The following is a 22487-nucleotide window of genomic DNA, read 5'->3' as shown; positions in this document are numbered from 1 at the left end:
TCACCAGGGCTGTCGCTCTCTGCTGACACCGCAGACTCCACGCACGTGATCGAGACCGACGATGATGACGCACTTCCATCGTTTCTCGGCGCCAAGCCGGCATTGCGGACTTACGCAGGATCGCTTCATATGTTCACCTCACTCGACGCCCTGAGGGTCGGCATCCGTGGCCTCCGCTTCGTGGCGTTGGTCACCACCACCCGAACCGAGCAAGTACACACCGTGCAAATACGCACCGTGCAAATACGCACCGTGCAAATACGCACCGAAAGGAACACCATGGCTCGCTCCGATGTCCTAGTCTCCGCCGACTGGGCTGAGCAGAACCTCAACACCCCCAAGACCGTTTTCGTCGAGGTGGACGAGGACACCAGCGCATACGACGGCGGCCACATCGAAGGTGCCATTCGCCTCGACTGGCGGAAGGACCTGCAGGACGGCGTCCGCCGCGACTTCCTGAACCAGCAGCAGTTCTCCGATCTCCTGTCCGCCAAAGGCGTCGCCAACGACGACACCATCGTTCTCTACGGTGGCAACAACAACTGGTTCGCCGCCTACGCATACTGGTACTTCAAGCTGTACGGCCACGATGATGTCAAGCTGATCGACGGTGGCCGCAAGAAGTGGGAGCTTGACGGGCGCCCCCTCTCACGCGAGGCCGTCATCCGCGAGACCACCAAGTACGAGGCCAAAGCGCCCAATCTGTCGATCCGAGCGTTCCGCGACGAGGTAATCGACGCCATCGGGAACAAGAACCTCATCGACGTCCGTTCACCCGACGAGTTCTCCGGCAAGATCCTCGCGCCGGCGCACCTGCCGCAGGAGCAGGCTCAGCAGCGTGGACACGTCCCGAGCGCGATCAACATCCCTTGGAGCACCACCGCCAACGAGGACGGCACCTTCAAGTCGGACGAGGCCCTCGAGAAGCTCTACGCGGAGAAGGGCTACGACGAGTCCAAGCCCACCATCGCGTACTGCCGTATAGGCGAGCGCTCCAGCCACACCTGGTTCGTGCTCAAGGAAATCCTCGGCAAGTCCGACGTCAAGAATTACGACGGCAGCTGGGTCGAATACGGCTCACTCGTCGGCGCACCAATCGAGTTGGAGGTTCACTGAATCATGTGCGGAGCACCAGTACAGACCCAGACCCTGCCCGCGGGCGTGGACGTGGAGAAGGAAACGGTCATCACCGGCCGCGTCCTCGCCGCTGACGGCCAGCCGATCGGTGGAGCGTTCGTCCGGCTCCTCGACGGTGGTGGAGAGTTCACCGCCGAGGTCGTCGCATCGGGCACCGGAGACTTCCGTTTCTTCGCCGCACCCGGCGACTGGACCGTGCGTGCGTTGTCCAGTTCAGGCAACGGCACCTCCACGGTGAGCCCGACCGGCGCCGGCGTGCTCAACGTCGACGTCATCGTCGGCGAGTAAATCACGAGCCGATACACGCGAAAGGGCCCGTTCCGATTCGGAGCGGGCCCTTTCGGTGTGCGAGAGCGCCGAAACCAACCCACTGGTTGCCTTTTTTGGGGTGGAGGTGCAGGGCCTGGCCGAAGTCTCGGGAATATGTCTCCCGTTTCGGGCGTTCGGCGGCCTCGGTTTAGGATGGCACCGTGGTTATCTTATTCGAGGTACTTCTTGTCCTTGCCGCGGTGTTGATCACGTGGTTCTCCCTGTACACGATCTACCGCCTGGTCACCGACGAGTCGTGAGTCGAACCCCGGACGCAGGCGCAGATCCCTCTCCCGAGCAGCCGACTTCCGAAGCTTCGGCCGGGGGCACCCCTGGTGCGCGTCGTGGTAGCGGCGATGCGGCCGTTGCCGATGCGATCGAGCGTTCCAAGACGACGGCCTCGCGGAACTTACCTCAGCTTCCGGACCTTCCGTTGTCCGAGGACACGGCCAATCTCCGTCTCGGCCCGGATCTGAACAACGAACTCCTCGCAGTACTGCCCCTGGTGGGCGTGTGGCGCGGCGAAGGAGAAGGTCAGGACGCTGGCACGGGCGACTACCGCTTCGGCCAGCAGATCATCGTCTCCCACAACGGTGGCAACTACCTCAGCTGGGAATCGCGGTCCTGGCTTCTCGATGCCGAAGGCGAGTACGTGCGTCCCGACCTCCGCGAATCCGGCTTCTGGCGGATCAGCGGAGACGGCATCCCTGGCAGCACCAACGAAGAAGTCGTCGAACTGCTCCTCACCCACAGTTCCGGCATCGTCGAATTGTTCTACGGTCGCGCCCTCACGCAGTCGTCGTGGGAACTCACGACCGACGTCGTGATCCGCAGCACCTCCGGTGCCCTCGTCGGCGGCGCCAAGCGTCTCTACGGCATCGTCGAGGGCGGCGACTTGGCCTACGTCGAGGAACGCGTCAACGCGGACGGTGAACTCCTCCCCCACCTCTCCGCGCGGCTCGCCCGCTACATCGGCTGATTCCTCTGCAAGCACACTCTTGCAGAGGAATGTCGACTAGTACTCACGGACGCCGATCGGCCCCCGAGCCTCCGGTGCATGTCGCACCGGGCCCGATCTGGACCAGACCGGGGGCTCAGGGGCCGGGTAGCTGCCTGGGATTCGCTCGTCGCTCGCGCGGTCAGTGAATTCCATCAGCGGTAGCGGCTAGCCGGCAGCCACCTCACGTGTCCGTTTGTCATTCAATTTCAGACCACCTCCTTCCTCGTGTACTGAAGAAAGTACGCCGCGCTCACGCAGCGGGCAATGTATTTTCGCTCTGCAAATTCTCGACTCGTATCACCAGGTCAGCACTGGTATCTTCGGGAAGTTGGTGGGTGACCACCACGACTGTGCGGTGCGGCGACACTAGTCCGCCGTCGCGGGCGAGCAGTCTTCGGAGGAGGTCCGCGCCCTCGACTGCATCGAGGTGTTCGGTCGGTTCGTCGAGCAACAGCACCCGCGCGGGCGACAGGAGAGCCCGGGCCAGGAGCAGTCGGCGGCGCTGCCCACCCGACACCGCCCTGGCACCGCCGGCGAGCGTCGTCTGCAGGCCCCGCGGTAGCCCGGATACCCAGGCCCCGAGTCCGACGGCACCCAGGACGTCGAGTGCCTCCGCTTCCTGAATACCGCCGCGCGCCACCCGCAGATTCTCGAGCACCGAAGTATCGAATAGGTGTGCGTCCTCGGCGAAGAAGCCGACGTTCCGGCGGAGAGCGCCGGACTCCACGCGGCGCAGATCCATGTCGTCGACTCGGACGGTCCCCGAGATCGGTGGAAGCAGTCCGGCGACCGTCATCAGAGTGGCGGTCTTTCCGGCGCCGCTGCGCCCGACCACTGCAACGCGGGCACCTGGCTGGAGGTCAAGGTCGAGAGGTGCGGTGATAGAACCACGTGGCCACCCGCATCGCAGCGCCTCCGCGACGATCTCGGTCGGACCATCCAGATCGCGATCTCCTGTGCGCGGATCAGCGACCGCTGCGTCCAGAACGGCGAGGATGCGACTCGACGCGATCCTGGCCCGGGTGAGCGCCACCGCCGCAGCGGGCAGTGCGGTCGTGGCCTCGAATGCCGAAAGCGGCAGCAGCACCAGGATTCCCACCGCCATCGGACTCATCGTCCCGGAGGAGTAGAGGTTCATGCCGATGAGCAGTGAGGCGATCACGCTCACCCCGGTCGCAAGGGGGGTTGCCGCGTCCGCGAATGCGGTCGGTACGGCGGCGCGGTCGGTACCGGCCACGGCGGCGCGATCGGCGTCCACGGCCCGCGACACTGTCCTGTCGATCCGACCGGCTACCCGGAGCTCCGCGGCGTGATCGAGCGCAGTGACGGCGTTCTCGCTGAATCGGGCCCGCGCCTGCGCGCTGGACGTCTCGGCTGTGCTAGCGGCCCGCGCAGACAACCAGGGCGCCGCCACCCCCGACACCGCGAGCGCGACAGCAAGCACCAAGGCTGCGGCAGGGGAAATGAACGCGAGTGTGCCGACGGCCGCCACGGCCAAGATGACGGCGACGGCGATGGGGACGAGTGCGCGCACCACGACATCGCCGAGGGTGTCGACGTCCGAGCCGGTGCGGGCGAGGAGTTCGCCGCGACGCAGGCCCGCCGCTGCCGCGGGTTCTCCATCGGCCAGTCGCTGGTACAACTGGGTGCGGGCGGAGGTGGTCCCGCGCAACGCGGTGTCGTGAGTGGCCAACCGTTCGAGATAGCGGAATACTCCGCGAGAGATACCGAGCGCCCGCACCGCCACGACGGCCACGCTGAGGTCCAGAACCGGCGGCATCTGCCACGCCCGCGTGATCAACCACGCCGACAGCGCCGCCAACGCGAGCGCACTGCCCAACGTGGCGACTCCGGCGCCGATTGCGCGCATTACACGCCCTGGTTGCAGAGCGAGGAGCGGCAGCGCCCGCATCAACGGATCACGCGACATCGGCGCTCACCTCGATCACCCGATCGGCGGCCGCCAAAAGGGTCGGACGGTGCCCGACGACCACAACGGTCCGCCCCGCGGCGGCCAAACGTCGTAGCGAGTCGAGTACGGTCCGCTCGGAATTGTCGTCGAGGTGCGCGGTGGGTTCGTCCAGCACCAGAACCGGCCTGCGGGTCGACAGAACCCTGGTCAGAGCGAGTCGCTGCCGCTGGCCAAGCGACAGCCCCACTCCCCCTGCTCCTACCCGAGTGCCCCATCCGTCGGGCAGTTCGGCGAGCACCACATCGAAACCAGTTGCTGCGCAGGCCTCCTCGAGATCGAGTACCTCGCCGATCAGCCGAAGGTTCTCGTCCAGGGTTCCGGGAACCAGAACGGGATGCTGCGGGAGCCACGCCACCTGCGCCCACCACGAAGACCGGTCGAGTGCCCCGACAGCCTTGCCTGCGACCCGCACTTCACCGTGGTCCACGTCGATGAGGCCGAGAAGAGCTTGCACCGCGGTCGATTTCCCGGATCCGTTCGGTCCGGTCAACACGGACACCGCACCGGGTTCGAGGGCACCGGTCAACCCGTGAGGCGCGCTACCGTAGCGGGACCGAACGTCCACATCCTCGAATTCAATACGCGCACCGGCAAACTCGACGATCTCGGTGCCGTGGCCAGAATCGTCCCGGTCGGCATCGATGACCGCGAAGGCCCTGCTCGCCGCAGCCATTCCGTCTTCGGCGGCATGGAACTGGGTACCCACCATCCGCAGCGGGAGATACACCTCGGGCGCCAGGATCAGTGCCACGATCCCCGCTTCCAGTCCCATGTCTCCGTACACCAACCGCAGTCCGATGCTGACAGCGACGAGTGCCACGCACAGGGTTGCCAACAATTCGAGCACCATCGAGGACAGGAACGCCACCCGCAGCGCCGACATCGTAGTGCGGCGGTGGGCATCGCCGAGTTCCCGTATCCGCATCGCCGGGCCCTGCTCACGTCCGAGTGCGCGCAGTGTTGGCAACCCAGCCAGGAGGTCGAGCAGTTGCGAGGACAGCGTGGTCATTGCAGTCAGGGTCTTCGCGGCCTTGCCCTTGGTGAGCAAGCCGATGAGGATCATGAAGATCGGGATCAGCGGCAACGTGACAAAGATGATCGCTGCCGACGTCAGATCCTGAAAGGCGATGACCACCAACGTTGCCGGGGTAAGCGTCGCCGCGAGGACCAGCGCGGGCAGATAGCCGATGAGGTACGGCAGCAGGCCATCGATTCCACGGGTGAGGACGGTCGCGATCTCGTCTCGCCGCGGATCGAGCTCGCGCGGTTGCATCCGGGTGGCGACACCCAGAACCTCGCCCCGCAGTTCTGCTACGACGCGCGTGGCGGCCCGGTGCGCGAACCGGGACTGTAGCCAGGTACCGACCGCCCGTACGCCCACGGCGATCGCGAGCACAACCAGTTCGGTGGACCACTGGCCGAGATCGGTGGCGCCATTGACGATCACGCCACCGAGCACCCGCCCGATCATAAGCGCCGACACGATGACCATCGCGACGTTGACGAGCGACAATCCGACCGTGAGAACGAGATACCCGCGGGCTGCGGCCGAATAGCGCCACAGACGTGGATCGACGGGCCGCCGGGAGGCGCGCTCCCCGCCTGGACTTACCTGCGCCGGTACGGGAGCGTCGCCCACCTCTATCGTCATGTGCGCTTCGACGGGAGCCCGATCGACGGCGGGATGTGCTTGGTCGAAATCCGTTGACGGAACACCCAATACGTCCAGCCCTGGTAGATCAGCACCACCGGGGTGAGGAAGGCCGCGGCCCACGTCATCACCGTCAATGTGTAGTGACTCGACGACGCGTTCTCGATGGTCAGGCTGTAGGCAGCATCCAGCGTAGACGGCATAACGTTGGGGAACAGTGAACCGAACAGCAGGGCGACCGTACCGACGACAGCGACTGACGTGAACAGGAAGGCCCATCCCTCACGCTCGGCGCGGGTGAGCGCGACGACCCCGAGGAGCGCAGCGGCGGCCGCCACGACGAGAATCCATGTCCAACCCTTGCCGTACGCCAACTGCGTCCACAACACGAAGCCTCCAGCGACAGGAATGGCTGGAACGGCCAACCGGGACGCCAATGCAACAGCATCCGCGCGTACTTCGTCCGCCGTCTTCAGTGCCAGAAATACCGCGCCGTGCAACGCGAAGACGAGAGCGGTCGTGAGACCGCCCAGCAGCGCGTAGGGATTGAGCAGATCAAAGAAACTCGCGGTGACCTGCTTGTCGGCATCGATGTCGACGCCCCTCACGATGTTCGCGAATGCGACACCCCAGAGCACGGCGGGTACCCACGAGCCGAACACGATGCCCCAGTCGCAGCGCCTTCGCCACCTGTCGTCGTCGATCTTGCCGCGGTACTCGATGGCACAGACTCGGACGATGAGCGCAACGAGGATGATCAGCAGCGGTAGGTAGAAGCCCGAGAACAAGGTGGCATACCACTCGGGGAAGGCCGCGAACAACGCACCACCGCCGGTGATGAGCCACACTTCGTTGCCGTCCCACACGGGGCCGATGGTGTTGAGCACCACCCGCCGGCGGGTGTCACCCTTCGGGTCCTTGCGCCTGCCCAGCACGGGCATCAGCATCCCGACGCCGAAGTCGAATCCCTCCAGCAGGAAGTACCCTATGAAGAACACCGCGATCAGAATGAACCAAATCTGTTGAAGTCCCATGACCGTCTCCCCTAGTACGCGAACGACAGTGGTTTGGGCGAACCCGGTTCTTCGGGCTCGTCATGGTCGTCGCCCGGTGGATGCGCGTCGTGTTCGAGTGGGCCCTCGACGGTGTAGCGGCGGATCAGTCCGAACCACACGACGGCCAGTGCCCCGTAGACGATCGTGAACGTGATCAGAGAGACCCAGACAGTCCACGCGGAGTGATTCGAGACGCCCTGGTCGACCGTCAGCCGGATCATGTCCACGCCGGTCGGGTTGGGTGCCACGACCCACGGTTGACGGCCCATCTCGGTGAACACCCATCCGGCGCTGTTCCCGAGGAAGGGCGTCGGGATCATGAGGATGGACAACCAGCCGAACCACTTCTTTTCCGGGACACGCCCCCCGCGGGTCATCCACAGCCCGACGACGGCGAGTAGTGCCGCGCCGGCCGCCCAGCCGATCATCGCCCGGAAGGTCCAGTAGGTGACGAACAGGTTGGGCTTGTAGTCACCTGGCCCGTACATCTCCTCGTATTGCGCCTGGATCTCGGTGACGCCGTCGATGGTGGAGTTGAAGTCGCCGTTGGCCAGAAACGAGGTCAGCCCCGGAATCTTGATGAGCTGAGTGATGTTCTCGCAATTATTCTGGGTGCCCACGGTGAGTATCGAGAAGTCTGCCCCGGTCTCGGTGTGGCAGAGCGATTCCGCCGAAGCCATCTTCATGGGTTGCTGCTCGAACATCAGCTTGGCCTGGATGTCGCCGGTGATGGCCAGCCCGACACCGGACGCCACCATGACCCAGAGGGCGAAGATGGTGATCGGACGGAACATCGTCCTTGCAGTTTCTTCATGTTTCTGCGCCACAGCCAGTTCGGTGGCTTCCTTGGACCTGCGCATGTTGCGCACCATCCACCAGCCGCCGACGCCGGCCACGAAGGTACCTGCGGTGAGAAATGCCCCCGCCAAGACGTGAGGGAAGGCTGCCAGCGCAGTGTTGTTGGTGAGCAGCGCCCAGATACTGGTGAGTTCCGCGCGCCCGGTCTCGGGATTGAAATCCGCGCCCACCGGGTGCTGCATGAAGGAGTTGGCGGTGATGATGAAGTACGCGGACGCGTTCACCCCGATCGCCACCAGCCAGATGGTGGCGAGATGGACGAGTTTGGGCAGCCGTCCCCACCCGAAGATCCAGAGCCCGAGGAACGTCGACTCGAGAAAGAATGCGACGAGACCTTCGAGAGCGAGCGGAGCGCCGAACACGTCACCGACGAAGCGCGAGTACTCGCTCCAGTTCATGCCGAACTGGAACTCCTGCACGATGCCGGTGGCAACGCCCAGAGCGAAGTTGATCAGGAAGAGCTTCCCGAAGAACTTGGTGAGCCGATACCAGTGGTCCTTTTTGGTGACCACCCACATCGTCTGCATGACGGCGATCAACGGGGCGAGCCCGATCGTCAGCGGAACGAGGATGAAGTGATAGACGGTGGTTATGCCGAACTGCCACCGGGAGACATCCAAGGCATCCATGTCTACTCCGAAACTAGGCCCGTGGGACAGACTCCAAGGCCGGTACGTGGGCTTGCGCCCGAACCCTGAAAACAACGTACTGTGGGCCCACTCTGCCCGCAGTGCATCGCTACTACGAAATGTAGTAGCAGTGTCAAACCGCGGCGGACTCGGTACCCGTCGTCTCGATCGCCAGGTCGACCAACGCGACAATCTCGTCGGCCAGAGGCGCGGCGGGCAAGACCAGCCCGTCGATCTTACGCACTCGGGCGGCTGTAGTGACGCTCGAAATCAGCCAAACCCCGTCCGCCGTAATGAGGTCTGCCGGACGCAGGGCAGCGTACTCGCAACGGAATCCTTTACCTGACGCCACTTCGTAGAGGGCCTGCTGCGTGGTGCCGGGCAGAATGCCGTGCTCGGGAGGCGGCGTAAGAAGCGTCTTCCCACGGGTGATGACCACCGTCGAACGTGGCCCTTCCAACACATTGCCCTCACTGCTGACGAAGATCACATCCTCGGCCCCGAATGTGGCCGCATACCGTAAGGCCGCCATGTTCGTCGCATAGGACAGCGTCTTCGCGCCGAGCAGTTGCCATGGCGCACTCGCCGACAGATCCACCGAGTAGCCCCGGGCCAGCATGAGTACCGACACCCCGTCGCGCCGCGCCTCGAGGATCCGTTCGGACACCGGTCCGACGGTGGCGAACGCCGTCTCGTCTCCACCGGACTCTCGTCCGCGGCTGAGCACGAGCCGCAGCGCACCCTCCCGCTCGGCCCCCCATTCCTCCGCGGCCATCTCCGCGGCCAGTCGCCACTCGTCCAGATCCGGGTTGGACAATCCGAGAGCACGGGCCGACGCCACAAGCCGAGTGAGATGCGGCTCCAACTTGAGTGCACGACCGCCGCGCACCAGCAGCGTCTCGAAAACTCCGTCGCCACGTACCACTGCCAGATCGTCCGCGTGCAGCAGCGGGACATCGGCGTCTCGCACTTTGTGGTCCAACGTCACCAACACTTGATCAGACATGCGGCCAGCCTATCGACCCTGCACTCCGCCACCGCCGGGTCATGATCCCTAGACTGGTTGAGTGGTCGACACACTGCCCGTCTCACCCAGTCCACTCCTCAACGTTGCGGGCGCGGTCCCTGCGCCTGCGGACTCCCCCGACACCGGCGTCGCCTGGCACTACGGCGATCCCCTCGGTGAACAGCGCAAGGCCGAACGCTCCGCTGTAGTCGTCGACCGGTCGAACCGGTTCGTCATCGCGATCGGCGGACCCGAACGGCTCACCTGGCTGCACACCATCTCGAGCCAGCACGTCTCCGCCCTCCCCGACGCCACGAGCGCCGAGAACCTCAGCCTCGACGTTAACGGACGCGTCGAACACCACTTCATACAGACCGACTTGAACGGCCTCACGTGGATCGACACCGAGGCAGATCGCGGACCGGATCTGCTCACGTTCCTCACCAAGATGGTGTTCTGGTCCAAAGCCGAGCCCCGCAACGGCAGCGAACTGGCGGTCCTCAGCATGATCGGACCCGACACGGCGTCGGTACTCGACCGAGCCGGCGTCACCGCTCCCGTGGAGCCGTACGCAGTTGTCTCGGTACCCGGCGGAGGCTTCGTCCGACGCATGCCGTGGCCGACCGCGCATTCGTTCGATCTCCTCATTCCGCGCGAGCATCTCGCCGACTGGTGGGCTCGGCTCACCGCGGCCGGAGCCGCCCCCGCCGGAACCTGGGCGTTCGAGGCGCTGCGGGTCGCCGCGGTGCGACCCCGGATCGGTCTCGATACCGACGACCGGACCATCCCGCACGAGGTGCGCTGGATCGGCGGCCCCGCCGAACACGGCGCGGTACACCTCGAGAAGGGCTGCTACCGCGGACAGGAGACGGTGTCCCGGGTTCACAATCTCGGTAAACCGCCTCGCCATCTGGTTCTGCTACACCTCGACGGCAGCGCCGAGGGCAGGCCGAATGCCGGGGACCCGGTGACGGTAAGCGGCCGCACGGTCGGGCGGATCGGCACCGTGATCGACCATCACGACCTCGGACCCATCGCGCTGGCCCTCGTCAAACGCTCCATCCCCGTCGACACCGAATTGGTCGCTGGACCCTGCGCCGCTTCCATCGATCCCGACTCGGTGATCGAGGACGATCGGATCCAGGCCGGCCGTGCCGCTGTCGATCGCCTGAGGGGCCGATGAACACCGCCAACGTGTCGACCGGGAAGTCGACCGAGAAGGTGGCGCCCGGGAAGGTACTGACCGTCTGCGTCCTGCACACCGAACGCAGCAGCGGGACCGGGCGGGTGACCCGCACAGCGATCGACAAGCGACCCCTCGACGGCGCTGTGCGTGTGACGACCACCGGACTGTCCGGTGACCACGTCTGTGACACAAAATTTCACGGCGGCCCGTTCAAGGCCGTCTACGCCTACCAGGACGCCGAAGCGAGGCGCTGGGAATCGGAACTCGGGCGCGAGCTTCCCCCGGGCTGGTTCGGCGAGAACCTGCGCCTCGACCAGATCGCCACGACCGACGCCGTGATCGGCGAGCGGTGGCGGATCGGCACGACCGAACTGGAGGTGACGGGCCCCCGGACGCCGTGCGGCACGTTCGGGGTGTGGGCCGCCGAACCGCGGTGGGTCAAACGCTTCACTCAGCGCGCAGACACGGGTGCGTACTTGCGGGTGGTAACGGAGGGATCGGTCACCGCGGGCGCCGCAGTCCACCGACTCCACGTGCCCGCCCACGGTGTCACCGTGCGCGATCTGTTCACCGGCCACGACCCAGAGCGACTCGTCGCGCTGCTCGAACAGCAGGCGAATCTCTCACCGACCGTCGTCGAGACGGCCCGGCGGTGGATCGCCGGACTGGAAGTACGGGTGCAGTAGTGAGCATTGAACTGGTCGAGGTCGTGCGTTCAGGATTCAGGGAGTGCGTTCACCGTGGTTCCGCGGTGATCCTGCGCGCGGACGGCGAGATCGCGCTCAGCCTCGGTGAGGTGCACACACCGATCTACCCTCGATCTTCGAACAAGCCCTGGCAGGCCGTGACGATGTTGCGGAACGGCTTCGTGCCGTCCAGTTCCGAAGAACTCGCGATCGCGACGGCTTCCCACGAGGGTGAATCGGATCACATCGAACTCGTCGAGCGGCTCCTCATCCGCCACGGCCTCGACGATGCCCAGCTCGGCTGCCCGGCCGATCTGCCCTCCAACGAGCTCGCCCGGGCTGAGCTGCTGGCCGCGGGTGAGCTTCCCCGGCCGGTGTACATGAACTGCTCGGGCAAGCACGCCGCGATGCTCGCGACCTGCCTGATCAACGACTGGCCCGTGGACAACTACCTCGAGCCGACGCATCCACTGCAACTCGCGATCGTGGAGACGCTCGGCTCCATCAGCGGCGACGTCGACGCCGAACTCGGAATCGACGGATGCGGGCTACCGATCGTCCCGCTGTCGCTGACGCACCTGGCTCGCGCGTTCGCCCGGCTCGTGACCGCGGAATCCGACTCTCCCGAACTCGCCGTCGCCGACGCCATCCGCGAGCACCCCTACCTCGTGTCGGGAAGCGGCAAGGACGACGCGCGATTGATGCCGGTCGTACCCGGATTGCTTTCGAAAGCGGGCGCCGATGGTGTCTACGCAGGCGCGATGCCGGACGGTTCGGCGTTCGCGCTCAAGATCGACGACGGTCACGAGCGTGCCCGGTTGCCGCTTGCCACAGCACTTCTCCGCCGCATGGGGGTCTTGTGGACGGAAGATCTGGCGGCACTCGCATCACAGCCAGTACTCGGCGGCGGGGTCCGGGTGGGCACCGTCTGCGCAATCCCAGGAGTCTTTTGAACGCAAAATGCCCTTCATCGGGGCTGCTCGCGAGCCCGATGAGACTTAACTGACACGCCTTTGGGGTGGGGATGGGAGCGCGAGCGACTTTTGCACGCTAGAGTGTGGGTCAGGAACTTACACACTCAAACGGGGCCGCCAAATTCCCCAGGCCGCCCCGCGAAAGCGCGAGGGGGTCAGCCATGGGCCGCGGCCGGGCTAAGGCAAAGCAGACCAAGGTTGCACGCGAGCTAAAATACAGCGTACCGACCACGGATTTTGACAGCCTGCAAAGGGAGCTCTCGGGTGGGTCGTCTACCTCGCAACGGGACGAGGTCTTCGCCGACCAGCGTGCCGACAGGGAGGGTCACTCCCGGGAGGACGACGACGACTGGCGGCACTGAGAGCTGACGACAGCGAAATGAGGGGGAGCCGAAGGCTCCCCCTCATTTCCGCCTTTTTGGGCGCAGGCCCCTTTCAGACGTCGGTCCGGGGCGACTAGCTCGCCCCGGACCGACGTATGGGGTGCAGACCCCCAGAATCTGCGCTGGTCAGAACCTTGGGTGATCGCCGGCAAGAACGGCGCGCACAGCCGACACGTCCTGCGACTTCTTGATGCTGCCCAGCGTCCAGCAATCGATGTGTCGCGCCGTCAGGACGGCCAGCGCACGATCGACGTCCTCGGGCGCCACCACGGCGACCATGCCGACACCCATGTTGAAGGTCTGCTCCATCTCTGTCCGCTCGACCCGTCCGCGCTGTGCGATCATCGCGAAGATCGGAGCCGGACTCCAGGTGCCGCGATCAAGTTCGGCGACCAGGCCCTTGGGCATGACGCGCGCAAGATTGCCGGCAAGTCCACCACCTGTGACGTGGCAGAACGTTCGCACGTCGGTCTCAGCGGCGAGCGCCAGGCAGTCCTTCGCGTAGATCTTGGTGGGCTCGAGCATCTCCTCGCCCAGCGTCCGACTGAACTCGTCGACATGCGCCGTCAGGCTCATGTGGCCGATCTCGAGCAGGACCTTGCGGGCCAGCGAGTAACCGTTGGAATGCAGTCCGGACGACCCCATGGCGATCACGACGTCGCCCGGACGCACGCGGTCGGGTCCAAGTACCTGATCGGCCTCGACGACGCCGACTCCGGTCGCCGAGAGGTCGTAGTCGCCGTCGGCCATCACGCCGGGGTGCTCGGCCGTCTCGCCACCGAGCAGAGCGCAACCAGCCTGGATGCAACCTTCGGCGATGCCGTTGACGAGTTCCGCGACGCGCTCCGGGACGACACGCCCGACGGCGATGTAGTCCTGCAGGAAAAGCGGCTCGGCACCGCACACAACGAGGTCGTCGACCACCATTGCGACCAGATCGAGGCCCACAGTGTCGTGTTTGTCGAGCGCCTGCGCGATCGCGAGTTTGGTGCCCACACCGTCGGTGGAGGCCGCCAGCAGCGGTTCCTTGTAGTCACCCTTGAGCGCGAACAGACCCGCGAATCCACCGAGGCCACCGAGAACCTCGGGGCGACTGGCTCTCTTGGCCAAGGGAGCGAAGAGTTCCACCGCCCGATCACCTGCGGCGATATCCACTCCTGCGTCGGCGTAGGACGCGCCAGGGCGACTTGTCGGATCCTCGGTCATGGGGTTGTTACTCCAGCCTTCTGTTGCTCGTCAAAATCTTGCGGGTCGGGCAATCGAGTGCTGTGATTGCGTCCTTACGGTACCGGAATCGACAGATCAATCCCCAGTTGAGTGTGCGAATCCCGATCAGCGGACAGCGGTGAACACCGAATACGACCGCTCCCTTTTCGCGATTCCTCGAATCGGCTCAGCGAGCCGATTCCCCGGAGGCGAAGCCCCCGACACTCTCACCCGACTACGGTCGGCTGAGGGCACTCGCATTGTCGTTCTCCCGGGTCGCGGGACTTCCCGCAGCGCTTTCGAGCATTCCTTCGAGAACGTTCTTGCCGATCTCCGTGGGGACCGCGATGGGGTACGTGCCGTCGAAGCAGGCCGCACACAGTCGCGACGCCGGCTGCTCCGTGGCCGCGATCATGCTGTCGGTGGAGATGTAGCCGAGGGTGTCCGCACCGATGGAGCGGCGGATACCGTCGAGCATCTCGTCGAAGCTGCTGGGCTCTGAGCCGCCTGTCGCGCCGTTGGCAATCAGCTCCGCCGGGGAGGCGAAATCGATGCCGTAGAAGCAGGGCCACTTGACCGGCGGCGACGCGATCCGGACGTGGATCTCCAGCGCACCGGCCTCCCGGAGCATCCGGATGAGCGCGCGCTGAGTATTGCCGCGGACGATGGAGTCGTCCACCACCACAAGTCGCTTGCCTCGAATGACTTCCCTGAGCGGGTTGAGCTTGAGGCGGATACCCAGCTGGCGAATCGTCTGGGACGGCTGGATGAATGTTCGGCCGACGTAGGCGTTCTTCATCAGACCCTGGCCGTAGGGAATGCCCGACCCCTGCGCGTATCCGACTGCTGCGGGGGTGCCCGACTCCGGTACCGGTATGACCAGATCGCCGTCGGCGGGATGCTCGGTGGCGAGACGGCGGCCGATCTCGACACGGGTGGAGTGCACCGACCGTCCTCCGATGACGCTGTCTGGGCGCGCGAGATACACGTATTCGAACACACAGCCCTTCGGCTCCGGGTTCGCGAAACGTGAGGAGCGGACACCGTCGGCGTCGATGGCGAGGAGTTCGCCGGGCTCGATGTCGCGGACGAAGGACGCGCCCACGATGTCGAGGGCTGCTGTCTCGCTCGCCACCACCCAGCCGCGGTCCAGGCGCCCTAGGCACAGCGGGCGGATGCCGTGCGGATCACGAGCCGCGTAGAGCGTGTGCTCGTCCATGAACGTGAAGCAAAAGGCGCCGCGCAGCGTCGGCAGCAGCGTCATAGCCGCCTGCTCAATGGTCGTGTCGGCGGCGGCGTGGGCAAGGAGCGCACCGACGATGTCCGAGTCGGACGTGGCGCCGCCGGGGCGCTTGTCGTTGATCAGTCCCGCTGCACGCGCGCGTTGAGCAAGCTCTGCCGTGTTGACCAAATTGCCGTTGTGCCCGAGAGCAATACCACTACCCGCGGCGGTGGTACGGAAGATCGGCTGCGCGTTGTCCCACGTGGACGAACCCGTAGTCGAGTAACGACAGTGGCCCACCGCGACGTGACCGGGCATTGCTGCCAGGGTCTGCTCGTCGAACACTTGGCTGACCAACCCGATGTCCTTGAAGACCAGCACCTGCGAGCCGTCGGCGACGGCGATGCCTGCCGCCTCCTGTCCGCGGTGCTGTAGCGCATAAAGTCCGTAGTAGGTGAGTTTCGCGACATCTTCTCCGGGCGCCCAAACGCCGAACACCCCGCATTCTTCGCGGGGCTCGTTCTCGTCCTCGTCGGACGGGCTCGAGGAGAGGAGATTTGGACTGTGGACCGACAGATCGGCTCTGGTCACCGGGGTGCTCCCTGGGGATGGGCGTGTGAGGGGCAAGGTCAGTCTACGTGCCATCCGCCGGCGCTTCGTCCACGGTGCCGATTGAACCGCGGGCACACGGCATTCCTCGTCATTCGGGCGCCAATCGAGATCATCGCGGTTGGGAGCGCACCGCACGCGATCAGGCGGGACCGGGAGGGCGGTCGAGGCGCTGGACGGGGAAGCCGTCGCCGGAGGCGGAGGGCGTCGAGTTCGGGTTGCTTGATGTTCGATCCGATGGCGGTGTGAGTCCACACTCGAGGCCGGCAGCGGTGAGGGTGTCGTGCTGCCGGGCCTGGTCCTGATCGGCGGTGGAGACGCTGGCGTAGCCGAGGAGATCGTTCACACCGGGCAGTGTCCCGGAACCCACCGACACGGCTCCGGAGCGAGACATGGGCGGTGGGACAGTTTTTTGGGACAGGAAAGCTTGAGGTCGCACCGGTCCGTTCGCAGCGGGGTCGGGGTGTCCCGGAAGGGTTCGATTCCGAGACACCAGCGAGCACCCGGAAATCGATACAAGAGGCCACCGGTGTCAATTTCAGAAGTCGACTGCACGATGTGCTGGGCGAACGGGCGGTTGTGCAGAGATCTTCTGATCCCGCCGCAACTTTACGCACCACATCCTCCGCCGAGTGCCGTTTGCGGCCAGCCATGATCCCTATCGCCCCTTCCACGCCCTCACCCAGGCAATCAGGACTCAAAAACCAGCCGGACCGATTCACGGGGAACACGCCAGACAGGGCTGTGCCCCCGGAGCTAATCCGGGGGCACAGCCGTTCTCGAGATCAGTTCTTCGCTGGCGGGTTGTTGCGATTCCGCTCAGCCGGATTCGGCCTGGTGTCCTCGTTGTTCTTCGGTATGGCGGCACCCTCGTCTGCAGTTGCCTCGCTGCGGTGACCGATCGGGTCGACACCACAGGACGTGGCGCCGACCCGAAAGGCGGTGCGCTGAATCAACCCTAGGAGCCGCCGAACACCAGCTCCATGGAGCCGAACATCAGGCGTGATGCAGCGAGGTCCAGAGCGGTGATCGGTGCCGTGGGGCACGGGCCCAGGCCGGTTGAGACGCCGCCTGCGGCAGCTTCCCTACACTCAGTGATCTGCTCCGGGGTGTAGGTCCGAGGGAATCGATTAGCCTCCCAGAGGGCATCAGCGGAATCCGACTGGACATAGCTGCCTGCGGGAAGGCTCCCGCCACCGATGGAGTCTTGGGCGTGGGCGGCTGCAGGGGCTGCGGCCAGGAATAGCCCCGCGGTCAGGATTGCGGATCGGGTCAAGGTGAGTCGCATGATGGTCAGCTTCCTATGTAGCCGTAAGTCGGGGCGTATCCAGCGTTGCGGAAGGGCAAGCTTGCGATCTTGAATAGGCGTCTCATTGCTTCGCTTCATCTCCAGACTCATGAATTACTTATCGTGCACTGGCCGATATCGGCTCGGCCTACCATAAGTTAACGATCGATCGAAGTTTGGAGGCCCTTCCCGATCGGGAAGGGCCTGACGGACAAGGCTCAGAGCGAACCAGCCGTCACCGCGGCCACCTCCGGCAGAAAGCGCCGGCGCAAGAAGAAGCCCGCGGCGAACCCATAAGGCCAGCGCCACCGAAATGCCGCCGGCGCCGGCGGCAGACGACACCCTGGCGAATGCGTGAAACCGAACTCCCCCAACGTGTGCCGTCCCCGGCCTACCTCCCGCAGCCGATCCCGCAACTTGCGTGCCGTTGTTCTCTCCTGGCTGCGGCCCGGTTGATGCAGCCCGAAATGCCGACACACCTCTTGCACCATGGGTGCATTTTTGGCGCGACGAAATGCCTTCTGGTACTGGTTCTGTGGGTTACCTGACAGGAGGACGGGTGCTAGATCTTGCGGTGTACGTGCAGTCATGGACGGACAAGCTTGCTCGCCAGCGTCCACTGTTCCACTCGGAAAGCGACTTCCAGCATGCTCTCGCGCTGGTGCTTGCCGACAACGTTACGCAGTTGCGGTTGGAGAAGAAGCTGTCGGTGGGGAGGACGGAGTCGACTGTCTCTCGACGTGCTGGGGGTGCTGGACGGACACCGGATCGCGCTGGAGTTGAAGTATCCGAAGAAGCGACTGCGGGCGAGTATCGGCGGCAAGGTGTTCGATCTGCCAGCCTCGGGCGCCCCTGATGTCGACGCCGCGAAGACCTGGCGGGACATTGAACGAATCGAGAGATTGATCCTCGACGATGCCTTCGAGGCCGGGGCCTCCCTCAAACGCTGACAGTGCAGAAGTCGCCGAGTAATCGCCTGCACCCAACACCCACGAGGCCCCGGAGGGTGTTCCCGTATCCGGGGGCCGTGATCAATTGACGGCATGATGAGCCACAACGCAGTGAGCACGAGGTGGGTGGAACGCGCCCAACTCGACGCGGACCGCAAATGGTGGCCGGTCGCCGCCGCCCGCCGAACCCGCCGAACCCGCCTCAAAGCGATCATCTACATCGTCGACGGCATGGTGGCCCGGGTCCGAGCCGTCGACCCCGACGGCCACTGGGACCACGACGACCGCGGCTACGCCGACATCCCACTCACCCCACCCTTGACCGACCTGCAGATCGCCACCCAATTCCCCACCCTCGGAATCCGACTCGGCGACCACCGCCCCCACACCCGCGGGAAAATCCGCGAATACACATCCCTATAGTCAGGTGTTCGTCCGATAGATCCCCAGGCCACAGTCCTGTGTGCGCGCCAATGCCCATGATCGGGACCAGCCCCGCACTCGCTTCGAGATTCGGATCATCAAACCTCGCCGCAGCAACGGGCCGGCGTGAGAGAGTTGCAGCGACCTACTCTGACGGCAACTGCGTCGAGCTGAACACCGGGAGCTGATCATGACAGTCGCCGGGGGAATCGTGCTAGCCGCATTGGCATACATGGTCACGTTCTTGTCGATGCGCTGGATTCGGCAATCCCGCGTCGGCGCGACGACACGCGCGATCGGCTCGGTGATTCTGGTGCTGGTGCTCGGATTGCTGGTGTGGTTCGTGGCCAACACGGACTATGCGTTCATGATCGTGTTTCTTGCTACCGGGCTCCTACTACCGGCCCTGCACCAGGCGGTTCTCCATGTACACAATCGGAAGATCCGTAGTAGCTGACCGAGTAGGCCTGGTGCTTGTCGACAACCCGTGTTGGGAATCAACGTCGGAAAACCCGAGCCAACTTGCACCCTGGGACACGCTCGGGAGTACCCGGCCTACCGCCACGACCTGCCACCACTGACCGACGACGACTACACCACCGCACTCGCGTTCGTCGGGGAACTCGGCCACATTCGCGAGCGCTCTCGCGCCCGCATCGACCTCGAACTCGGAACGTATGCGGGGGCATTGCTTGCAATGCCCAGTAGTTCTGGAACTAACTAGCGTTCAGGACCCGCCGAGTTCACCGATGCACGGGCGATAAGCAGCAGAGCCACGGCCCCACATGTCATGCCTGCCACGAAGCCGCCCGCGGCCACGCTGAAGCCCCAGCCCGCCGCCCAGATGCCACCCGTCGCGATGATGACGTAGGCGATTACAGCTCTGAGGCCTCGCCGCGAGACTGCACGCCAAGTCTCACTGATATAGCGCTTCAACAGGTACCTCCATCATCACATGCACTTGAACTCATAGATCCTCAGGTTAAAAGGGGTTCCCCCAGTTGATCTCGAGCTCCGTTCCAGGGTCTTGCTACCGGGCGAAAGACTTCGCGCGAGTTCTGCGCGGGGGCACGACACCAGCGGATCACCCCCGTACACCCCACGCCACAACGACAAAGTGGAGCGGTACAACCGCATCCTGGCCGAGGACTTCCTCTACGCCCGCACGTGGTGTTCGGGGATTTTCATCGACTCAACATCGAATTGACCCAAAGCGCCAATCCGGCAATAACAAGGATCACTGACCCCCAGGGCGCTTTATGGCGGAGGTACTGCAACGAGTTCCTGAAAATTTGGTTGAGAGGCTCTCCCCGCCATGAAACTTGAGGCATCGTTCTCCTAAATCCGGCTCTTCAATTTTGAGCGGGTAGCCTGGGATGCTGTCCGGGCGGCTGCGGCCGAGACCACGAACCTCCAGGACTTTACATCGGTGACGGATCTGCGTCTGCTCGACATATTGACCTGGTGACCATCGGGTTCCCGTATTTTGGCTCGCGGAGACCTTCCACATCCGCAACGTCGGCATAGACCCGACGTTTATCGACGCAGACGGAAATAACATCAGCCCACCAGGCGTGGCGGGTCCTGATCCAACGGACGTCATGAGCCGTTCGTCGTGTGCCGGCGGGTTGGCCATAGCAGCCTTCAGCCCCCCACATGGGTAACAGGACTTGGTGCAGCACTGACCATCATCGGTTGCTGAACGCTGCCATCGAACAAACCGGCCGCTCCTGAGATGAAGTCCATGCGCTGAACTAAAGTCGTAGATATGGACGAAGATACAAGCCAGATGGGGTGGATCGGGCACTTCGTAGTGGGCGTCGGTTTCGTTGCAGTCGGCATCGGATACCTCCTCTCCGCTCCACTACCCATTTCCATCGGCTTGTTCGTCGTCGGAACGTACATCGCCGCGAAGCCCTGGATTAAGAAGTGGCGCACGAATTCCGCTCAGGGGGTCCGGTAAAAGCAACCTATGCCGGATCAACATGCGGGATCGTCAGCCGGTGGTCGGCTACTTACTGCCCGCCGTCCATTCCATGCCGAATCCGTAGGCCTGATCGATCTCCTGCTGCCCGCCGCGGATGTAGCGGACCTCGCGGGTGACGGTCAGTTCCCGGCCATTGCTCTCCAGCATCGCGATCGCACAGGAGAGGGCCTGGTTGTCCGCCGAGTCGAGTTCGACCTCGACCTGCGGGCCGGAGGTGGGGAAGAGAGTCACAACACCGTTGGCCTGCGACCAGTTCGGGACACCTTGGTAGATGAAGGCGAAGATCAGGATCCGACGGAACTTGGTGATGTCGGCGAGGTTGATGTGCAGGTTCTCTCCAGCAGTGTTGCCGCCGCTGCGGTCGTCCCCGTCGAGGTAGATGAACGGCGGCTCGTTGAGCGCACCGAACGAGTTCCCGAGTGCCTGCACTACCCCCTTGGTGCCGTCGGCCAGCTCGTACATCGCGCCCAGATCCAGATCGATGCCCGGCGTCGCCGCAGCCTTGAGCTTGGCGAGGAATCCTTTGTCCGGCGTTGCAGCGCGCGCGGTCCAGTTGAGGTTGACCCGCATCGTGCCTTGTCCGTCACCGGACTTGGCCAGAGAAACGGTGGGTGTGGACTTGTCGAGGGTGACCTTGTTGAGGTTGATCGCCATGATTGGTTCTCCTTGTGATAGGGGTTGCGCCCCGCTCATGGGAGCGGGGCGCAACAGCTCGGGTTGGTCAGGCGTTCACAGGCACTTGCTCGGCGCTGTCGCGGTCGTCGGCGGCGTCCGGGTTGCGCTTGCTACGGATGATGCTGGTGATCAGTGCTGCGAGGATCAGTACGACGCCGACGAGGCCGGTGAAGATTTCCGAGACGTGAGTACCGATGGAGTAGAACAGGATCAATGCGAGCGCACCGATCGCGTAGTGTGCGCCGTGTTCGAGGTAGACGTATTCCGTCAGGGTTCCCTTGCGCACCAGGTACACCGTGAGCGAGCGGACGAACATCGCACCGATGAAGCCCAAGCCGAGAGCGATGATGAGCGGGTCCGCGATGATAGCGAAGGCGCCGATCACGCCGTCGAACGAGAACGATGCGTCCAGGACCTCGAGGTACAGGAACAGGAAGAACCCTGCTTTACCCGTTGCCGTGGCCAGCTGGGTCGGTCCGGAATGGCCGGGCGGCTCGTCTGCGGTGGCGGTGGCGGTGAACAGTTCACCGAGAGCGTTGACGGCGATGTAGCTGATCATGCCCAGCGCGCCGGCGATCATGACCGTCGCGGTCTTGTCGTCTGGTGCGATCAGTGCGCCGCCGTACAAGGTGAAGGTCTAGGCGTTGACGCCGTAGTCGCGGGCGATGCCCTCCAGACCCGATGCGTAGCCCTGACCGACAGCGCGGAACTTCCAGTCCGAGCCGTGGCGGTAGAGCTCGCCGAACACCATCGCGGTTTCGGTGGAAGCGTCCTCAGACAGGTCGTAGCGTGCGAGCTCCGAGTTGTCTGCCTGATTGACGATGCGGATGAACGCGTTGCTGACCTGGCCGAACGACTGCGAGCGGTTGTCGGCGTCGTAGATCGCAACCGGGAACACGATGGACTCGATGTTCGCCGGTACGGCAGCGAGGTCGACGTTGATGATCTCGTCGTCGCCGGCTCCCTCACCGGTCAGGTTGTCACCGGTGTGCTTGATCGCGCCCTCTGGCGACTCGAGGTTGTTGTAGAACACGAAGTGCTTGCCGGACATAGCCTTCTTGTCGGCGCCCAGCGCAATCGCGGAACCGTCGAGGTCGAAGTCCTGCCCGGTCGTGGTGCGAAGATCCCAGCCGAGACCGACGGCGACCGCGGTCAAACCGGGCGCTTCCTTGGTCAACGAGATATTTCCACCCTTGGTCAGGCTCACGCCCATGTTTGGTCCTCCTGGACTTGTTGCTGTGTCGAGCCCCGACGGTTCCGGTAATCGGGGTCTGTGGTCGA

24 protein-coding genes and 2 pseudogenes are annotated in these 22487 nt (G+C 64.4%); 13 read left to right on the top strand and 13 right to left on the bottom strand.

What is annotated here, in order from left to right:
- Window positions 1-279: 279 nt before the first annotated feature.
- From RM2_RS01650 to RM2_RS01640, 3 genes are all read left to right on the top strand, one after another.
- Complete coding sequence (locus RM2_RS01650; protein WP_072687207.1) at window positions 280-1116, top strand: sulfurtransferase; 837 nt, start codon at window positions 280-282, stop codon at window positions 1114-1116.
- 3 nt (window positions 1117-1119) lie between these two features.
- Entirely contained in the window at window positions 1120-1425 is a 306-nt protein-coding gene (locus RM2_RS01645; RefSeq protein WP_072687088.1) for a DUF1416 domain-containing protein, read from the top strand.
- Between the two features lie 277 nt (window positions 1426-1702).
- On the top strand, window positions 1703-2425 hold the full coding sequence (locus RM2_RS01640) for a heme-binding beta-barrel domain-containing protein (protein WP_072687087.1): 723 nt from the start codon (window positions 1703-1705) through the stop codon (window positions 2423-2425).
- A gap of 271 nt (window positions 2426-2696) precedes the next feature.
- Here the strand turns inward: RM2_RS01640 and cydC are convergent, their stop codons facing one another.
- The 5 genes from cydC to RM2_RS01615 form a co-directional block, all read right to left on the bottom strand.
- Window positions 2697-4376, bottom strand: coding sequence for a thiol reductant ABC exporter subunit CydC (cydC, locus tag RM2_RS01635; RefSeq protein WP_072687086.1), 1680 nt, complete (start codon window positions 4374-4376; stop codon window positions 2697-2699).
- On the bottom strand, window positions 4366-6069 hold the full coding sequence (gene cydD / locus RM2_RS01630) for a thiol reductant ABC exporter subunit CydD (protein WP_072687085.1): 1704 nt from the start codon (window positions 6067-6069) through the stop codon (window positions 4366-4368). Before cydD ends, cydC begins: the two co-directional genes overlap by 11 nt.
- The gene (cydB, locus tag RM2_RS01625; RefSeq protein WP_072687084.1) at window positions 6066-7103 is read right to left on the bottom strand and encodes a cytochrome d ubiquinol oxidase subunit II; all 1038 of its coding nucleotides are present in this window, start codon (window positions 7101-7103) and stop codon (window positions 6066-6068) included. Before cydB ends, cydD begins: the two co-directional genes overlap by 4 nt.
- A gap of 11 nt (window positions 7104-7114) precedes the next feature.
- Complete coding sequence (locus tag RM2_RS01620; RefSeq protein WP_072687083.1) at window positions 7115-8611, bottom strand: cytochrome ubiquinol oxidase subunit I; 1497 nt, start codon at window positions 8609-8611, stop codon at window positions 7115-7117.
- A 133-nt stretch (window positions 8612-8744) separates the two neighbouring features.
- A complete protein-coding gene (locus RM2_RS01615; protein WP_072687082.1) occupies window positions 8745-9617 on the bottom strand; it encodes an aminodeoxychorismate lyase in 873 nt (290 codons plus the stop codon).
- 61 nt (window positions 9618-9678) lie between these two features.
- Here RM2_RS01615 and ygfZ point away from each other — a divergent pair, with 61 nt between their 5' ends.
- From ygfZ to RM2_RS01595, 4 genes are all read left to right on the top strand, one after another.
- Window positions 9679-10800: a CAF17-like 4Fe-4S cluster assembly/insertion protein YgfZ gene (ygfZ, locus tag RM2_RS01610; protein ID WP_072687081.1), complete on the top strand. Its 1122-nt coding sequence runs from the start codon at window positions 9679-9681 to the stop codon at window positions 10798-10800.
- Window positions 10797-11489, top strand: coding sequence for an MOSC domain-containing protein (locus RM2_RS01605; protein ID WP_072687080.1), 693 nt, complete (start codon window positions 10797-10799; stop codon window positions 11487-11489). Before ygfZ ends, RM2_RS01605 begins: the two co-directional genes overlap by 4 nt.
- Complete coding sequence (locus RM2_RS01600) at window positions 11489-12442, top strand: asparaginase (protein ID WP_072687079.1); 954 nt, start codon at window positions 11489-11491, stop codon at window positions 12440-12442. Before RM2_RS01605 ends, RM2_RS01600 begins: the two co-directional genes overlap by 1 nt.
- A 182-nt stretch (window positions 12443-12624) precedes the next feature.
- The gene (locus RM2_RS01595) at window positions 12625-12825 is read left to right on the top strand and encodes a DUF3073 domain-containing protein (protein ID WP_072687078.1); all 201 of its coding nucleotides are present in this window, start codon (window positions 12625-12627) and stop codon (window positions 12823-12825) included.
- A gap of 147 nt (window positions 12826-12972) precedes the next feature.
- On the opposite strand, the gene purM is transcribed toward RM2_RS01595, so the two are convergent.
- From purM to RM2_RS01575, 4 genes are all read right to left on the bottom strand, one after another.
- Window positions 12973-14052 (bottom strand): phosphoribosylformylglycinamidine cyclo-ligase, encoded by a 1080-nt coding sequence (gene purM, locus RM2_RS01590; protein WP_072687077.1) that lies wholly within the window; start codon window positions 14050-14052, stop codon window positions 12973-12975.
- Window positions 14053-14287: 235 nt separating this feature from the next.
- The gene (purF, locus tag RM2_RS01585; RefSeq protein WP_072687076.1) at window positions 14288-15865 is read right to left on the bottom strand and encodes an amidophosphoribosyltransferase; all 1578 of its coding nucleotides are present in this window, start codon (window positions 15863-15865) and stop codon (window positions 14288-14290) included.
- Between the two features lie 160 nt (window positions 15866-16025).
- A complete protein-coding gene (locus RM2_RS01580; RefSeq protein WP_139277640.1) occupies window positions 16026-16277 on the bottom strand; it encodes a hypothetical protein in 252 nt (83 codons plus the stop codon).
- A gap of 564 nt (window positions 16278-16841) precedes the next feature.
- Window positions 16842-17171 (bottom strand): hypothetical protein, encoded by a 330-nt coding sequence (locus RM2_RS01575; RefSeq protein WP_169846663.1) that lies wholly within the window; start codon window positions 17169-17171, stop codon window positions 16842-16844.
- A gap of 740 nt (window positions 17172-17911) precedes the next feature.
- Here RM2_RS01575 and RM2_RS01570 point away from each other — a divergent pair.
- The 4 genes from RM2_RS01570 to RM2_RS01555 all read left to right on the top strand — a co-directional run bounded on the left by RM2_RS01570 (window position 17912) and on the right by RM2_RS01555 (window position 19268).
- Window positions 17912-18121 (top strand): hypothetical protein, encoded by a 210-nt coding sequence (locus RM2_RS01570; RefSeq protein ID WP_072687073.1) that lies wholly within the window; start codon window positions 17912-17914, stop codon window positions 18119-18121.
- Between the two features lie 111 nt (window positions 18122-18232).
- Window positions 18233-18544: a hypothetical protein gene (locus RM2_RS01565; RefSeq protein WP_139277637.1), complete on the top strand. Its 312-nt coding sequence runs from the start codon at window positions 18233-18235 to the stop codon at window positions 18542-18544.
- 190 nt (window positions 18545-18734) lie between these two features.
- Window positions 18735-19001, top strand: coding sequence for a hypothetical protein (locus RM2_RS01560; RefSeq protein ID WP_072687071.1), 267 nt, complete (start codon window positions 18735-18737; stop codon window positions 18999-19001).
- Window positions 19002-19031: 30 nt separating this feature from the next.
- On the top strand, window positions 19032-19268 hold the full coding sequence (locus RM2_RS01555; RefSeq protein ID WP_072687070.1) for a hypothetical protein: 237 nt from the start codon (window positions 19032-19034) through the stop codon (window positions 19266-19268).
- On the opposite strand, the gene RM2_RS23715 is transcribed toward RM2_RS01555, so the two are convergent.
- Window positions 19265-19480 (bottom strand): hypothetical protein, encoded by a 216-nt coding sequence (locus tag RM2_RS23715; protein WP_139277636.1) that lies wholly within the window; start codon window positions 19478-19480, stop codon window positions 19265-19267. The two genes, RM2_RS01555 and RM2_RS23715, sit on opposite strands and share 4 nt — an antisense overlap.
- An 86-nt stretch (window positions 19481-19566) precedes the next feature.
- On the opposite strand from RM2_RS23715, the pseudogene RM2_RS25815 reads away from it, so the two are divergent.
- A pseudogene (locus tag RM2_RS25815) lies at window positions 19567-19715 on the top strand (IS481 family transposase); the annotation flags it as partial.
- Between the two features lie 597 nt (window positions 19716-20312).
- Window positions 20313-20507 carry a hypothetical protein gene (locus RM2_RS23705; RefSeq protein ID WP_139277635.1) on the top strand — a complete coding sequence of 65 codons (195 nt, stop codon included), beginning with the start codon at window positions 20313-20315 and terminating at the stop codon, window positions 20505-20507.
- Between the two features lie 48 nt (window positions 20508-20555).
- Here RM2_RS23705 and RM2_RS01550 read toward each other — a convergent pair whose 3' ends face one another.
- The 3 genes and pseudogenes from RM2_RS01550 to RM2_RS01540 form a co-directional block, all read right to left on the bottom strand.
- Window positions 20556-21185 carry a TerD family protein gene (locus tag RM2_RS01550; protein ID WP_072687069.1) on the bottom strand — a complete coding sequence of 210 codons (630 nt, stop codon included), beginning with the start codon at window positions 21183-21185 and terminating at the stop codon, window positions 20556-20558.
- 67 nt (window positions 21186-21252) lie between these two features.
- A pseudogene (locus RM2_RS01545) lies at window positions 21253-21816 on the bottom strand (DUF475 domain-containing protein); the annotation flags it as partial.
- A 27-nt stretch (window positions 21817-21843) separates the two neighbouring features.
- Window positions 21844-22419 carry a TerD family protein gene (locus RM2_RS01540; RefSeq protein WP_072687068.1) on the bottom strand — a complete coding sequence of 192 codons (576 nt, stop codon included), beginning with the start codon at window positions 22417-22419 and terminating at the stop codon, window positions 21844-21846.
- Window positions 22420-22487 lie beyond the last annotated feature (68 nt).

Origin of the sequence: Rhodococcus marinonascens NBRC 14363, assembly GCF_001894885.1 — a bacterium.
In the GTDB taxonomy this organism is placed as follows: domain Bacteria; phylum Actinomycetota; class Actinomycetes; order Mycobacteriales; family Mycobacteriaceae; genus Rhodococcus_F; species Rhodococcus_F marinonascens.
The sequence above is the reverse complement of the archived record's forward strand: the minus strand, read 5'-3'. Positions and strand labels throughout refer to the sequence as shown.